Below are 12,694 nucleotides of genomic sequence, written 5' to 3'. Positions count from 1 at the left end.
CCGTCGCTGATACCCGTGGCGTCTATCTGCTTTGAGGGATTCATATGAAGCTTCAACAACTGCGCTACATCTGGGAAGTGGCGCACCACGACCTCAACGTTTCCGCTACCGCTCAAAGCCTCTACACCTCGCAACCTGGTATCAGCAAGCAGATCCGCCTGCTCGAAGACGAGCTGGGCGTAGAGGTGTTCGCCCGCAGCGGCAAGCACCTGACCCGTGTCACCCCGGCTGGCGAGCGCATCATCACTACCGCCGGCGAAATCCTGCGTAAAGTCGAGAGCATCAAGCAGATTGCCCAGGAATTCTCCAACGAGAAGAAAGGCACCCTGTCGATCGCCACCACCCACACCCAGGCGCGCTATGCACTGCCGCCGGTAATCCGTGATTTCATCAAACAATACCCTGACGTGGCCCTGCACATGCACCAGGGGTCACCGATGCAGATCGCCGAGATGGCCGCCGATGGCACTGTCGATTTCGCCATCGCCACCGAAGCCCTGGAACTGTTCGGCGACCTGGTAATGATGCCGTGCTACCGCTGGAACCGCTGCGTGGTGGTGCCTCAGGGTCACCCGTTGGCGAAGCTGCCGAAGCTGACCCTGGAAGCCCTGGCTGAGTACCCTATCGTGACCTACGTGTTCGGCTTTACCGGCCGTTCCAAGCTCGATGAAGCCTTCAGTCACCGTGGCCTTACGCCAAAGGTGGTGTTCACTGCCGCCGATGCCGACGTGATCAAGACCTATGTACGCCTGGGCCTGGGTGTGGGCATCGTCGCCAAGATGGCGGTCGACACCAACCTCGACAAAGACCTGGTGGTGCTGGATGCCAGCGAACTGTTCGAGTCCAGCGTGACCAAGATCGGTTTCCGCCGTGGCACCTTCCTGCGCGGATTCATGTGCGATTTCATCGAGAAATTCGCACCCCACCTGACCCGCGAAGTCATGGCCAAGGCGATCCAGTGCCACAACAAGCAAGAGCTGGAAGAGCTGTTTGACGGCGTCGAGCTGCCGGTTCACTGATCACGCTTGCCCCTGTAGGAGCGAGCTTGCTCGCGAAAATCGCCAACGATAATGCGGGGCGCCAGGGTTGACGTGGTGCCCATGCGTTCTTCGCGAGCAAGCTCGCTCCTACAGGCGTTATTTGGCCTCGGTAACCGTAAAAAGTTGCCGGGCGCCTGCCACCAGAATCTGCACCTCATCCCCTTCAAACTTGCCCAGCAGGCTTTTGCCCAGGGGCGAGCGCGGGGTGATGACGGTCACCGGTTGCCCGACCACATCGACTCTCAAGCCTGCGGCGTCCGGCGCCAGGAACAGCCATTGCTGGCGGCCATTCTCGTCTTCCAGGCCCAGCAGCGTGCCAATCTCTATACCTCGCTGATCATCGAAAGCACGTAGCTGCAGGTTCTGGCACAGCGCCAGCGACTGCTTGATTTCCTCGACCCGCTTGGCTTGCCCGGCCGCCAGGTAAGACGCCTCCAGCCCCAGGGTGTCGTATTTGTTTTCGGCGATGTTTTCTTCGTGAGTCGCGGTTTCGTAGGCAGTCTGCGCGGCACGTTGGGCGATATCGAGGTCGACGGCGAGTTTTTCCAGGATCAACTGGAGGACGGCGTGTTTATTCATGGTCTTCAATCGCAAAATTGCAGGACATTGGCCCGAGACTTTTCATTAGGGGCGTTCTGGTCCTGTTGCAGCCAGAACTGGCATTTGGGGTTGGACAGGTTGCGCGCATTATTCCGGGCCTGGTCCAAGGCCTGCTGCTGTTCCTGCTTTTGCAGGTTCTGCTGGTATTGCTCGAACATGCGGTTCGGCGGCTCCGGCACAGCGGCGGCCGGCTTGCCCAGCTGCTCAACCGCCTGGGCCACGGGTGCCAGGCTTTGGGGGAACAGGTAGCGAGACGCCAGCCAAGTGGTCAGCGCAATGGCGATAAACCCCAGCCACAGGCCTGCTGCAATGGCGAGGCAGAGCTTGAACAGCGAAAACGGACGGGCAGACATGATGGCCTCCTGGCGAGCGGTAACGGCGTGATGGCGATTGTCGCACAGCCGCTATGCAGAAAATCGCGAACAAGCCTTCTGCATCGGTGCATTTATGCGGACAATCGAGTCTTTGATCGATGGAGCCCGGAATGAAAGCCCGCTGGGATATTTTTTGCAGCGTCGTCGACAACTACGGCGACATTGGCGTGACCTTGCGCCTGGCCCGGCAGTTGGTAGTGGAACATGGCTGTGAAGTGCGCTTGTGGGTCGATGACCTGCGGGCTTTCGAGCGCATGTGTCCGCAGGTTGATGTGCAGGTGAGCCAGCAGTGGCAGGAAGGTGTCGAAGTGCGCCACTGGCCGGCGCAATGGCCAGGTGCGCAATCAGCCGATGTGGTGATTGCCGCGTTCGCCTGCCAGCTGCCGCCGGAGTACATGGAGTGCATGGCCGAGCGTGAGCAACCGCCGTTGTGGATGAACCTGGACTATCTCAGCGCTGAAGACTGGGTAGTGGGCTGTCACCGTTTACCCTCGGTGAAGTTCAAGGGCGTGCAGAAGTACTTTTTCTTTCCCGGTTTTCGCCCGGGCACCGGTGGCCTTTTGCGTGAAGCCGGGTTATTGGAGCGGCGCCAGGCTTTTCAGCTAGATGACGTCGCGCAGCGACAATTCCTGCAAACCTTAGGGATAGCTCCGGCGGTCAATGCACGACTGATGTCGCTGTTCGCTTACGAGAACCCCGGATTGGCCGGCTGGTTGGACGTGCTTGCAGCAGACGGGCGCGCGACTCACTTGCTGGTGCCGGAAGGCCGCATCCTGGGGGATGTGCAACGCTGGCTGGGAGTGAGCAGCTTGTCGGCGGGCGACATCCAGGTGCGTGGTGCGCTGACGGTGCAGGTCATTGCCTTCGTACGCCAGGAGCAATACGACCGGTTGCTCTGGTGTTGCGCGTTCAACGCGGTGCGCGGCGAAGACTCCTTCGTGCGCGCTCAGTGGGCGGGGAGGCCGTTGTTATGGCATATCTATCGCCAGGACGAAGACATCCACCTCGACAAGCTCGATGCCTTCCTGGAGCTGTACACCGTCGCACTGTCGCCGGCCGCCAAAGCGGCTGTCATCGCACTTTGGCAAGCCTGGAACACCGAGGGCGATATGGCGCAGGCCTGGAAAATGCTCCTGGAACACTGGACCGAGGTGAACGAGCACGCTCAGAAGTGGTGTCTGGAACAAGGCTTGCAGGCCGATCTTGCGACGGCGCTGGTACAGTTTTATGAAAGTTGGATATGATACGCCACCTTGATTTTTGTAAATCCCATCCAAATTTCGGATATATGCAATGAAAACTGGTAAAGAACTGAAACCCGGTACAGTGATCCGTCTCGAAAACGACCCTTGGCTGGTTCAGAAAGCTGAGTTCACCAAGTCTGGTCGTAACAGCGCAATCATGAAGACCAAGCTGAAGAACCTGCTGACCGGTTACAAGACCGAGATCGTCTACAGCGCCGATGACAAACTGGACGACGTGATCCTCGACCGCAAGGAAGCGACCCTGTCCTTCATCAGCGGCGACACCTACACGTTCATGGACACCACTGACTACACCATGTACGAGCTGAACGCTGAAGATATCGAAGCCGTTCTGCCGTTCATCGAAGAAGGCATGGAAGACGTCTGCGAAGCTATTTTCTTCGAAGAGCGCCTGGTTTCCGTGGAGCTGCCGACCACTATCGTGCGTAAGGTTGCCTACACTGAAGGTTCCGCTCGCGGCGACACTTCGGGCAAGGTGATGAAGCCTGCCAAGCTGAGCAACGGTACCGAACTGCAAGTAGCCGATTTCATCGAAATCGACGACCTGATCGAGATCGACACCCGCGAAGGTGGTTCGTACAAAGGTCGCGCCAAGAAGTAATTCTGGCCCCACCGATACGAAAAAAAGCCCGACCTTGAGTCGGGCTTTTTTGTGGCCGCCGGTTTATCAGACCGTTACGTGCAGGCGCACATCCACATTGCCACGGGTGGCGTTGGAATACGGGCAGACTTGGTGGGCGGCATCGACCAGGCTCTGTGCGTCATCCTGGGCCAAGCTCGGCAGGCTGACGTGCAGGTCGATGTCCAGGCCAAAACCGCCGGGGATCTGGCCGATGCCGACATGAGCGGTGATCGAGGCATCGTCCGGGATCTTACGTTTTGTCTGGCTGGCAACGAATTTCAGCGCGCCGATAAAGCAGGCGGAGTAGCCGGCCGCGAACAGTTGCTCCGGGTTGGTGGCCTGACCACCGGCACCGCCCAATTCCTTGGGGGTAGAGAGTTTGACGTCGAGGATGTTGTCGCTGGAAACAGCGCGACCATCACGGCCGCCAGTGGCGGTGGCTACTGCGGTATAGAGCGTTTGCATGGGGCGTTCCTCTTGGGTTGTCGCGCTAAATGTTTGCGTGCTAAGTAGTTGGTGAAACCAATGTATAGCGCTAATGTTTAGCGCGCAATATAAATTTATAAATGTTTTCGAGGCTGGCGAGAAACAATGTGGGAGGAGGCAAGCCAGTTAAGCGAACGAAATGCTCAAAGCGGCGAAGATCAAATGTGGGAGGGGGCTTGCCCGCGAAGACGTCGGCTCAGCAAACATTGATGTTGGCTGACCCACCGCTATCGGGGGCAAGTCGAATCGTCGCACCGCCCCTCCCACTTTAGATCGCGCTCTGCAGGTTGCCGCGTAGCGCGATCAAGTCGGCCTGCAGCTTGCGCAATTGCGCAAGCTGCATCCCGCTCGCGCCCAGGATGCATTGGGGCACATCCTTGGCCTTGCCCTGCAAGACGCGGCCGGCGTCAGTCAGCTCTACCACTACCACCCGCTCATCTTCCCGGCTGCGGGTGCGGCTGAGCAGACCTTCGGCTTCCAGGCGCTTGAGCAGAGGCGTCAGTGAGCCAGGATCCGTCAGCAGGCGGCTGCTGATTTCGCCGACAGTCAATCCGTCCTCTTCCCACAGCACCATCATGGCCAGGTATTGCGGGTAGGTCAGGCCGAGGGCTTGGAGCAGGGGCTTGTAGACCTTGGTCATCAACAGCGAAGTGGAGTGCAGGGCGAAGCACAGCTGGTTATCCAGCAGCAGCGATTCGCAGGGGGCTGGGTTTTTGCTCATGGTGGTGCCTCGAAAAAGCATGTCTGCACTTGAATCTAGCGGGCGAATCTTTAATGCGCCAGGTAATTCTGCCCGGATGGTCAGACTAGCCCGCTTTGCAACGCCAGATCCCAGGGCGGCACCGGGCTGAAACGGGATTTGAGGTATTCGAGCAATAACCGGCTACGTGCGTTGGGCTGCTGTTCGAGGCGCAGCGCGTAAATGCCGGCGGTTTCCGGGCTGGGCAAGCCGTTTTCACAAAACAGCGGCAACAGCTCGCCACGCACCAGGTATTCACTGGCCAGCCAGGTCGGCAGGTGCGCGATGCCCAGCCCGGCCAGTGCGCCCGAAAGCAGCGCCTCGGCGTTATTGGCGCTCATGCGGATGCGCCGGGGGCGATAGGTCGTGCGGCGCCCGTCCAGTTCAAAACGCCAGGCGAACATCGGCGCCAGGCCATCCCAATCGAGGCCGTCATGCTCGTTCAGTTCCCGAGGATGGGTGGGTGTGCCGCGGTTTTTCAGGTAGGCCGGGCTGGCGCAGGCAATGCGCACGATGCTCGCCAGGGGTGTAGCGATCCGGCGAGTGTCGACGATATGCCCGGCGCGCAGCACCAGGTCGACCTTGCCCAGGTGTGCGCCTTGCATATCGACAAAACTGTCGATCAAGTGCAGGTGCACATCCAGCCCTGGATACACGTTCAAGAAGTCCGCGATCACCGGCGCCAAGTGGCGGCGACCAAACGCTGCCGGTGCATCCAGCCGGATCAAGCCTTCCGGCGCATGGCTCAGAGACACCGCTTCGGCCCGCGCCAATTGCAATTCACTGACAATCCGCCGCGCGCGTTCGGCAAAGGCCAGGCCGGCAGGTGTAGGCACCACTGCGTGGGTGCTGCGCTGGAACAGGCGGCTACCCACTGAACTTTCCAGGCTGTCGATTCGACGGGCGACTGCGGAGGGCGTCAGTGGATGACGCCGTGCGGCAGCGGAAAAGCTACCGGTTTCCATCACATCGAGAAACAGGCTCAGTTGATCGGTCAGAGTATTAGGGTTCATAGACAAGCGCTTGTGCGGGATCGGCATAGCCATTGTGCGTTGCTGTGCGTTTCCGCGCCAGGGCCGACTGCGTAGCATGTCAGCCTTGGGATTGCGGAGTAGCGAGCGGTGTTGGATTTAGTGATGTACCTGATATTGGGTGCGGCTTTGGGCACCGTGGGCGGGCTGTTTGGCATTGGTGGCGGGCTGATAGCCATTCCGGTGCTCGGCGTGTTGTTCGGCCTGGACCAGCAAATAGCCCAGGGCACCGCGTTGGTCATGGTGGTACCCAATGTAATGCTCGCCCTGTGGCGTTATCACCAGCGTAATCGCATCGAGCTGCGCCACGCCTTGCCGCTTGGCGTGATGGGCTTTTGTTTTGCCTGGCTGGGGTCGATCTGGGCGGTGGGGCTGGATGCCGGGGCAATGCGCATCGGCTTTATTGTTTTCCTGGTGGCCTTGTCGGCCTACAACCTATTGCGCATGTTCACCCGCAACGCGCCGCCAACGGCGCAGATGCGGTACTCCTGGCCCTGGCTGGGCGTGTTGGGCGCAGCGTCCGGCTCCATGGGCGGATTATTTGGGGTAGGGGGCGCGGTAGTCGCCACGCCAGTGCTCACCAGCGTGTTCGGCACCACTCAAGTGGTGGCCCAGGGTTTGTCGCTGGCCTTGGCGCTGCCCAGCACCAGCGTGACCCTGGTCACCTACGCCTGGCACCACGAGGTGGACTGGATGATCGGCCTGCCGCTGGCTGTGGGGGGCCTGCTCAGTATCAGCTGGGGCGTGAAAGTGGCCCATGCATTGCCGGAGCGGCTGTTGCGCGGGTTGTTTTGTGGTTTCCTGGTGGTGTGTGCGGTGATGCTGACGTTTAAAGTTTGAAGCCTTCGACGATGTACTCGGCCAGGCATTCGGTGATCGGTGACGTCATCTGTGGATTGCGCAGCAAGCGCAGGTTCATTGACGGCAACGGTGGAAAGCCTTCGTCGCTGCCCAGCACCCGCAGGTCGTCGGTGACCAGGCTTTCCATGCTGACCATCGCCGCCAGGCCAGCACTGACTACCGCCTGGATCGCCGCTCCGTTGGAGCTGTGGTAGGCCAGGCGGTACTCGCGTCCAGCTGCGTCCAGTGCGGCTCGCGCCCAATGGGTGTACAGGCAGTCATCGCCGGAAATCGCCAGGGGCAGCGCGTCATGCTCATCCACGCAGAAGCAGGGTGATGCTGCCCAGACCATGCGTTCAGTGCGCAGTAACTCGCCAATATCATTACCAGGCTCGCGGCTGATCACGGTCAGCGCCAGGTCTCGCCGCTGCATCAGTACGGAGGACGCCTCACAGTGCATCTCAATCTGAATCAGTGGGTAGGCTTTGGAAAACTGCTTCAGGATCCCCGGCAGGAAACGCATCACATAGTCATCTGGCGTACCGATGCGTACGAGCCCCACCATATGGGGCTCGCGCAGGGTATTGAACACTTCGCTGTGCAGTTTCAGGATACGCCGCGCATACCCCAGCAGCACCTGGCCTTCGGGCGTAAGCCGTACCTGCCTACCATCACGCTCGAACAACTTGCGCTGCAGTACATCTTCCTCCAGGCGCTTCATCTGCATGCTCACTGCCGATTGGGTGCGGTTGACCAGCTCTCCGGCGCGGGTAAAACCACCTTGATCGGCGATGGCCACGAAGGTGCGTAGCACTTCTGTGTCGATGCTCGGGTAGCCAGCCAATTGATCAATCTCCGAGATGTATTGCATAAGAAACATTCGTTGGATTGATCATAGCGCCAGGCCCACACTTTCGTCATCCCCACTGGAGGGCGAGAAGATGAAAGGTCAAAAAGGTTTTGTATTGTTGGACAAATGGCCGTTTGCCGGCCTGTTCCATACGTTCGCACGCTGGCAACTGCTGCATCAGGAACGCCAGTTGCTGGCGACTTTGAGCGATGATGCGCTCAAGGACATTGGGCTCAACCGTGCCGACGTAGCGCAGGAAACCCATCGGCATTTCTGGGAAGACCCGCTGCGCAAATAAGCCAGGATGCAGTAGGGTAGAGGGCGAGTTTCCATGGAGAGCCCCATGCCCGCCGACCTGTCTTATTCACTCAAGCAAGCTCGACGAATGGCGCTGGCCGCCCAGGGTTTTTCCGGGCGCCAGGCGCCTGCACAGATAAAAGCCATGCACCTCAATCGGCTTATCGACCGCCTGGGTGTCGTGCAGATCGACTCGGTAAACGCACTGGTGCGTTCCCATTACCTGCCGTTGTTTTCCCGCCTGGGCCATTATTCCCCGTTGATCCTTGAACAAGCGGCCTGGAGCCTGGGCAGGCGGCGTTCGCTGTTCGAGTATTGGGGGCATGAGGCCTCGCTGCTGCCCATGACGTTGTACCCGCTGATGCGTTGGCGCATGGAGCGGGCCAGGCAGGGGCACGGGATCTATGCGCAGATGGCGCGTTTCGGCCGTGAACAGCAGGCGACTATCCAGCGCGTGCTGCACATTGTCGAGCAGCAAGGCGCCCTGGGCGCGGGCAGTTTATCGACCCGTGAGGAGCGCGCCGGGCCCTGGTGGGATTGGAGTGATGAAAAGCACGCGCTGGAATGGTTGTTCGCCGCCGGTTTGGTCACCGTCGCAGGGCGGCGGGGGTTTGAGCGACTGTATGATTTGCCGGAGCGTGTTATCCCCGGCGAGATTCTCCAAACCATCATCACCGAGGCCGACGCTCAGCGTGGCTTACTGTTGCATAGCGCAACGGCGTTGGGCGTCGCCACCGAGAAGGACCTGCGCGATTACTTCCGCCTCGACCCCGCCGACAGCCGCAAGCGCGTGGCCGAGTTGGTCGAGGATGGTCGCCTGCTGGCGTGCCAGGTGCAGGGCTGGAAACAACCGGCGTACTGCCTGCCGGTGCCGAAGGTGCCACGCAAAGTCGCGGCCAGCGCCTTGCTGTCACCGTTCGATTCGTTGATCTGGGAGCGCAGTCGTACGGAGCGTTTGTTCAATTTCCGCTATCGACTGGAGATCTACACCCCGCAAGACAAGCGGGTGTACGGTTACTACGTACTGCCGTTTTTGCACAATGAGCGGATCGCCGCCCGCGTTGATCTGCGGGCCGAGCGTGGCCATGGGCGCCTGACGGTGCATGCGGTGCATGAGGAGGAGACGGGCCTGGATGACGCAGGCATGTCGGCGCTGGCCTTGAACCTGCGCCAGATGGCCAATTGGCTGGGGCTGGAGCAGGTTCAGCTCAATTGCCAGCGCCCCAGTGCCGCCCGGTTAAGGGCGGCCCTGGTGTAGGAGCGAGCTGGCTCGCGAAAAACTCAAGGGTGCCTCGTTAATCCGACGTTTCGCGTCATCGTTAACGGCCTTCGCGAGCAAGCTTGCTCCTACCTTTTGACCTGCTTCAAGGTCTCGGCAATCAGGAACGCCAGCTCCAGCGACTGATCGGCGTTCATCCGCGGGTCGCAATGGGTGTGATAACGGTCCGAGAGGCCGTCTTCGGTGATCGGCCGTGCGCCGCCGATGCATTCGGTGACGTTCTGTCCGGTCATCTCGATATGAATCCCGCCCGCATAGCTGCCTTCGGCCTGGTGCACCTGGAAGAACTCTTTCACTTCGCCGAGGATCTGCGCAAAGTCGCGGGTCTTGTAGCCGCTGCTGGCCTTGATGGTGTTGCCATGCATTGGGTCGGAGCTCCACAGCACCTGCTTGCCCTCGCGCTGCACGGCGCGAATCAGGTTGGGCAAGTGGTCGCCGACCTTGCCTGCGCCCATGCGGGCGATCAGGTTGAGGCGGCCAGGGTCGTTGTCCGGGTTCAGGATGTCAATCAGGCGGATCAGGTCATCCGGGTTCATGCTCGGCCCGACCTTCACGCCGATCGGGTTGTTCACGCCACGCAGGAACTCGACATGGGCGCCGTCCAGTTGGCGAGTGCGGTCGCCGATCCAGAGCATATGGGCCGAGCAATCGTAGTAGTCGTTGGTCAGGCTGTCGCGGCGCACGAAGGCTTGTTCAAAGTTGAGCAGCAATGCTTCGTGGGCAGTGAAGAAGCTGGTTTCGCGCAATTGTGGCGAGCTGTCCATGCCGCAGGCGCGCATGAAGGCCAGGGTCTCGTCGATGCGGTCGGCCAGTTGGCTGTACTTCTCGGCCAGGGCGGAGTTGGCGATAAAGTCCAGGTTCCACTTGTGCACCTGGTGCAGGTCGGCAAAACCGCCCTGGGCAAACGCGCGCAGCAGGTTGAGGGTTGCGGTGGACTGGTGGTAGGACTGCAGCAGGCGGTCCGGGTCCGGCACGCGGCTTTTTTCGTCGAAACCGATGCCGTTGACGATGTCGCCGCGGTAGGCGGGCAGGGTGATGCCGTCAATGGTTTCATCATTGGCCGACCGTGGCTTGGCGAATTGGCCGGCCATGCGTCCGACTTTCACCACCGGGCAACCGGCGGCGAAGGTCATAACAATGGCCATCTGCAGCAGCACCTTGAAGGTGTCGCGGATTTTCGCGGCGGAAAACTCGGCAAAGCTTTCGGCGCAATCGCCGCCTTGCAGCAGGAATGCGCGCCCCTGGGTCACCTCGGAAAACTGACGGCGCAGCTCACGGGCTTCCCCGGCGAACACCAACGGCGGGTAGCTGGCCAGGCTCTGCTCCACTTGCAGCAAGTGCGCAGCGTCCGGGTACTGGGGTTGTTGCTGGATCGGCAAGGTACGCCAGCTATCGGGGCTCCAGGGTTGGCTCATCGTGAACTCGTGTGATGGGTGGCTGTTAGGGCACTAATGTTAGCAGCAATTAGTGCGTGACCTGCTGCGGCCGCTGGCCGACAATCGCGCCTTTGTCGTGCGGTAAACCCTTTAGGAGTAGTGATGACCGAGGAGCGTGTCGAGCGCCTGCTGGCCGAAGTCCATGATGATTTCGGCATGATCCGTGTGCTTGAAGTGGCCGATTACCGGTTTCTCGAGTTTGGCGACGCCATTGAGCAAAGCTGCGTGTTCACTGCCGACCCGAGCTGGCTGGAGTACGACTACACCCGCGCCATGTTGATCGGTGCGTTGTGCCATGAGCAACCTGAGAGCGCGTTGTTCCTTGGCCTGGGGGCCGGCACGCTGACCCAGGCGTGCCTCAAGTTCCTGGCACTGGAAGATGTCGAGGCCATTGAGCTACGTCCTGACGTACCGCGCCTGGCGATTGAATATCTGGGGCTGGACGACGACCCGCGCCTGTACATTCGCATCGGTGACGCGCTGCAGTTGCTCGACACCGCCGAGCCGGCCGACCTGATTTTCGTCGACCTGTATACCGATGTCGGCCCGGGTGTGGGCCACTTGGCCTGGACCTTCCTGGAAAACTGCCAGAAGAAACTCAACCCCGGCGGCTGGCTGGTGATCAATCAGTGGGCCACCGATGATGGCAAACCGTTGGGCGCGGCGTTGCTGCGTGGGTTGTATCACCGGCACTATTGGGAGCTGCCCGTGAAGGAGGGCAATGTGATTCTGTTGGTGCCTTTGGAGTTGGATCAGGAGTTGAACCTGGAGGCGCTTTCGGCTCGTGCCGAAGCCTTGGCGCCGCGGTTGGGTTACTCGTTGCAGCCATTGATCAAGGTTATTCGGCCGGCAACCTAGTTGTCTGCTCTGGCGCCATCGGGGCATGGGTATCTACACAACTGCTTGCTCTTGCGCTGTTGCTGTTGCTCTGGTTTTTGATCTTGATCTCAGGCGCCCCGTCAAACACGCTGGCCGAACGCAGGCTTGAATCCGTGGGTAACTCAAATGCCCTTGAACACCCCCGGCCGCTTCTCCACCATTGCCCGCACACCTTCCCGGGCGTCTTCGCTGTTAAGCAGTTTATCCACCATCGGCGGCAACGCGGCGGCGGCGGCGGCTTCGCCCTCCATGCGTGCCTGGCGGGCCGACATCAACGTCGCTTGCACGCCGAGCGGCGCCTGGCGGGCGATTCGGTTGGCCAGCTCGATGGCGCGGGGCAGCAGGTCCTCACTGGCCATCACTTCCTGCACCAGGCCCAGGCGCAAGGCTTCATGGGCATCGAACTCGTCGCCAGTGAGCAGCCAGCGCATTGCATTGCCCCAGCCGGCGACCTGATGAAAACGCAATGTGGCGCCGCCAAACGGAAAAATCCCACGTTGCACTTCCATCTGCGCAAAGCGGGTATTACTCGCGCACAGATTGATATCCGCAGCGAGCATCAACTCGATACCGATGGTCAGGCAGTAGCCCTGGGCGGCGACGATCACCGGTTTACTGACCCTGTGGCCTGCAAAAACGCCCCATGGGTCGCAACCTCCCAGCGGCGGTTGCCAGCCTCCAGCCATCACGCCGCTGACGTTGGCCAGATCCAGACCGGCGGTGAAATGGTCGCCGTGGGCAAATACTACGGCCACCCGTGCTTCGTTATGCCGATCAAATTCGCCATAAGCCAGGCTCAGCTCATTGAGCAAGTCCAGGTCAAAGGCATTGCGCTTGTCGACTCGATCCAGGCCTAAAAGCAGGACGTGGCCCTGCAGTTCACGGCTGACACGGCTGCTGCTGGCTTGATTCATCGGGTTTGCCCTCGGGCGGGGAAAGGTTTCAGACCAATGGAA

At 60.4% G+C, this 12,694-nt stretch carries 15 protein-coding genes; 7 read left to right on the top strand and 8 right to left on the bottom strand.

Annotated features, from left to right (window positions below; translation table 11 throughout):
• Positions 1-44 precede the first annotated feature (44 nt).
• Positions 45-1,019, top strand: coding sequence for an HTH-type transcriptional regulator CysB (cysB, locus tag ASD70_RS14230; RefSeq protein ID WP_003189876.1), 975 nt, complete (start codon positions 45-47; stop codon positions 1,017-1,019).
• 117 nt (positions 1,020-1,136) lie between these two features.
• Here the strand turns inward: cysB and ASD70_RS14225 are convergent, their stop codons facing one another.
• Both ASD70_RS14225 and ASD70_RS14220 read right to left on the bottom strand, forming a co-directional pair.
• Complete coding sequence (locus ASD70_RS14225; RefSeq protein WP_046071590.1) at positions 1,137-1,619, bottom strand: GreA/GreB family elongation factor; 483 nt, start codon at positions 1,617-1,619, stop codon at positions 1,137-1,139.
• 5 nt (positions 1,620-1,624) lie between these two features.
• Positions 1,625-1,993 carry a hypothetical protein gene (locus ASD70_RS14220; protein WP_046071591.1) on the bottom strand — a complete coding sequence of 123 codons (369 nt, stop codon included), beginning with the start codon at positions 1,991-1,993 and terminating at the stop codon, positions 1,625-1,627.
• A 131-nt stretch (positions 1,994-2,124) separates the two neighbouring features.
• Here ASD70_RS14220 and earP point away from each other — a divergent pair, with 131 nt between their 5' ends.
• Both earP and ASD70_RS14210 read left to right on the top strand, forming a co-directional pair.
• A complete protein-coding gene (gene earP, locus ASD70_RS14215) occupies positions 2,125-3,258 on the top strand; it encodes an elongation factor P maturation arginine rhamnosyltransferase EarP (protein WP_056846760.1) in 1,134 nt (377 codons plus the stop codon).
• 49 nt (positions 3,259-3,307) lie between these two features.
• Positions 3,308-3,880 (top strand): elongation factor P, encoded by a 573-nt coding sequence (locus tag ASD70_RS14210; protein WP_003172723.1) that lies wholly within the window; start codon positions 3,308-3,310, stop codon positions 3,878-3,880.
• A 66-nt stretch (positions 3,881-3,946) separates the two neighbouring features.
• Here the strand turns inward: ASD70_RS14210 and ASD70_RS14205 are convergent, their stop codons facing one another.
• The 3 genes from ASD70_RS14205 to ASD70_RS14195 form a co-directional block, all read right to left on the bottom strand.
• Positions 3,947-4,366 (bottom strand): organic hydroperoxide resistance protein, encoded by a 420-nt coding sequence (locus ASD70_RS14205; RefSeq protein WP_046071593.1) that lies wholly within the window; start codon positions 4,364-4,366, stop codon positions 3,947-3,949.
• 289 nt (positions 4,367-4,655) lie between these two features.
• Positions 4,656-5,108 carry a MarR family winged helix-turn-helix transcriptional regulator gene (locus ASD70_RS14200; RefSeq protein WP_046071594.1) on the bottom strand — a complete coding sequence of 151 codons (453 nt, stop codon included), beginning with the start codon at positions 5,106-5,108 and terminating at the stop codon, positions 4,656-4,658.
• Between the two features lie 80 nt (positions 5,109-5,188).
• The gene (locus ASD70_RS14195) at positions 5,189-6,139 is read right to left on the bottom strand and encodes a LysR family transcriptional regulator (RefSeq protein ID WP_056846759.1); all 951 of its coding nucleotides are present in this window, start codon (positions 6,137-6,139) and stop codon (positions 5,189-5,191) included.
• A 108-nt stretch (positions 6,140-6,247) separates the two neighbouring features.
• Here ASD70_RS14195 and ASD70_RS14190 point away from each other — a divergent pair, with 108 nt between their 5' ends.
• The gene (locus ASD70_RS14190) at positions 6,248-6,997 is read left to right on the top strand and encodes a sulfite exporter TauE/SafE family protein (protein ID WP_046071596.1); all 750 of its coding nucleotides are present in this window, start codon (positions 6,248-6,250) and stop codon (positions 6,995-6,997) included.
• On the opposite strand, the gene ASD70_RS14185 is transcribed toward ASD70_RS14190, so the two are convergent.
• Positions 6,987-7,868 carry a LysR family transcriptional regulator gene (locus ASD70_RS14185; RefSeq protein WP_056846758.1) on the bottom strand — a complete coding sequence of 294 codons (882 nt, stop codon included), beginning with the start codon at positions 7,866-7,868 and terminating at the stop codon, positions 6,987-6,989. The two genes, ASD70_RS14190 and ASD70_RS14185, sit on opposite strands and share 11 nt — an antisense overlap.
• A gap of 70 nt (positions 7,869-7,938) precedes the next feature.
• Between ASD70_RS14185 and ASD70_RS14180 the strand changes: the two genes are divergently transcribed.
• Positions 7,939-8,145 carry a DUF1127 domain-containing protein gene (locus ASD70_RS14180; RefSeq protein ID WP_046071598.1) on the top strand — a complete coding sequence of 69 codons (207 nt, stop codon included), beginning with the start codon at positions 7,939-7,941 and terminating at the stop codon, positions 8,143-8,145.
• Between the two features lie 45 nt (positions 8,146-8,190).
• On the top strand, positions 8,191-9,402 hold the full coding sequence (locus ASD70_RS14175; RefSeq protein WP_056846757.1) for a winged helix-turn-helix domain-containing protein: 1,212 nt from the start codon (positions 8,191-8,193) through the stop codon (positions 9,400-9,402).
• An 89-nt stretch (positions 9,403-9,491) separates the two neighbouring features.
• On the opposite strand, the gene ASD70_RS14170 is transcribed toward ASD70_RS14175, so the two are convergent.
• Positions 9,492-10,838: a class II 3-deoxy-7-phosphoheptulonate synthase gene (locus ASD70_RS14170; protein WP_056846756.1), complete on the bottom strand. Its 1,347-nt coding sequence runs from the start codon at positions 10,836-10,838 to the stop codon at positions 9,492-9,494.
• Positions 10,839-10,961: 123 nt separating this feature from the next.
• Between ASD70_RS14170 and ASD70_RS14165 the strand changes: the two genes are divergently transcribed.
• Positions 10,962-11,717: a spermidine synthase gene (locus ASD70_RS14165; protein ID WP_056846755.1), complete on the top strand. Its 756-nt coding sequence runs from the start codon at positions 10,962-10,964 to the stop codon at positions 11,715-11,717.
• A gap of 143 nt (positions 11,718-11,860) precedes the next feature.
• Here the strand turns inward: ASD70_RS14165 and ASD70_RS14160 are convergent, their stop codons facing one another.
• Positions 11,861-12,652, bottom strand: coding sequence for a crotonase/enoyl-CoA hydratase family protein (locus tag ASD70_RS14160; RefSeq protein WP_056846754.1), 792 nt, complete (start codon positions 12,650-12,652; stop codon positions 11,861-11,863).
• Positions 12,653-12,694: the final 42 nt, after the last annotated feature.

The sequence above is a fragment of the Pseudomonas sp. Root569 genome (assembly GCF_001427465.1).
Taxonomy (GTDB): domain Bacteria; phylum Pseudomonadota; class Gammaproteobacteria; order Pseudomonadales; family Pseudomonadaceae; genus Aquipseudomonas; species Aquipseudomonas synxantha.
Note: the sequence above shows the minus strand (reverse complement) of the source record. Positions and strands in the feature narration are given on the sequence as shown.

Coding starts and splice junctions, on each gene's coding strand:
- earP (WP_056846760.1), top strand. CDS start 2,125: ATGAAAGCCCGCTGGGATATTTTTTGCAGCGTCGTCGACAACTACGGC.
- ASD70_RS14210 (WP_003172723.1), top strand. CDS start 3,308: ATGAAAACTGGTAAAGAACTGAAACCCGGTACAGTGATCCGTCTCGAA.
- cysB (WP_003189876.1), top strand. CDS start 45: ATGAAGCTTCAACAACTGCGCTACATCTGGGAAGTGGCGCACCACGAC.
- ASD70_RS14180 (WP_046071598.1), top strand. CDS start 7,939: ATGAAAGGTCAAAAAGGTTTTGTATTGTTGGACAAATGGCCGTTTGCC.
- ASD70_RS14185 (WP_056846758.1), bottom strand. CDS start 7,868: ATGCAATACATCTCGGAGATTGATCAATTGGCTGGCTACCCGAGCATC.
- ASD70_RS14200 (WP_046071594.1), bottom strand. CDS start 5,108: ATGAGCAAAAACCCAGCCCCCTGCGAATCGCTGCTGCTGGATAACCAG.
- ASD70_RS14225 (WP_046071590.1), bottom strand. CDS start 1,619: ATGAATAAACACGCCGTCCTCCAGTTGATCCTGGAAAAACTCGCCGTC.
- ASD70_RS14170 (WP_056846756.1), bottom strand. CDS start 10,838: ATGAGCCAACCCTGGAGCCCCGATAGCTGGCGTACCTTGCCGATCCAG.
- ASD70_RS14195 (WP_056846759.1), bottom strand. CDS start 6,139: ATGAACCCTAATACTCTGACCGATCAACTGAGCCTGTTTCTCGATGTG.
- ASD70_RS14165 (WP_056846755.1), top strand. CDS start 10,962: ATGACCGAGGAGCGTGTCGAGCGCCTGCTGGCCGAAGTCCATGATGAT.
- ASD70_RS14175 (WP_056846757.1), top strand. CDS start 8,191: ATGCCCGCCGACCTGTCTTATTCACTCAAGCAAGCTCGACGAATGGCG.
- ASD70_RS14160 (WP_056846754.1), bottom strand. CDS start 12,652: ATGAATCAAGCCAGCAGCAGCCGTGTCAGCCGTGAACTGCAGGGCCAC.
- ASD70_RS14205 (WP_046071593.1), bottom strand. CDS start 4,366: ATGCAAACGCTCTATACCGCAGTAGCCACCGCCACTGGCGGCCGTGAT.
- ASD70_RS14220 (WP_046071591.1), bottom strand. CDS start 1,993: ATGTCTGCCCGTCCGTTTTCGCTGTTCAAGCTCTGCCTCGCCATTGCA.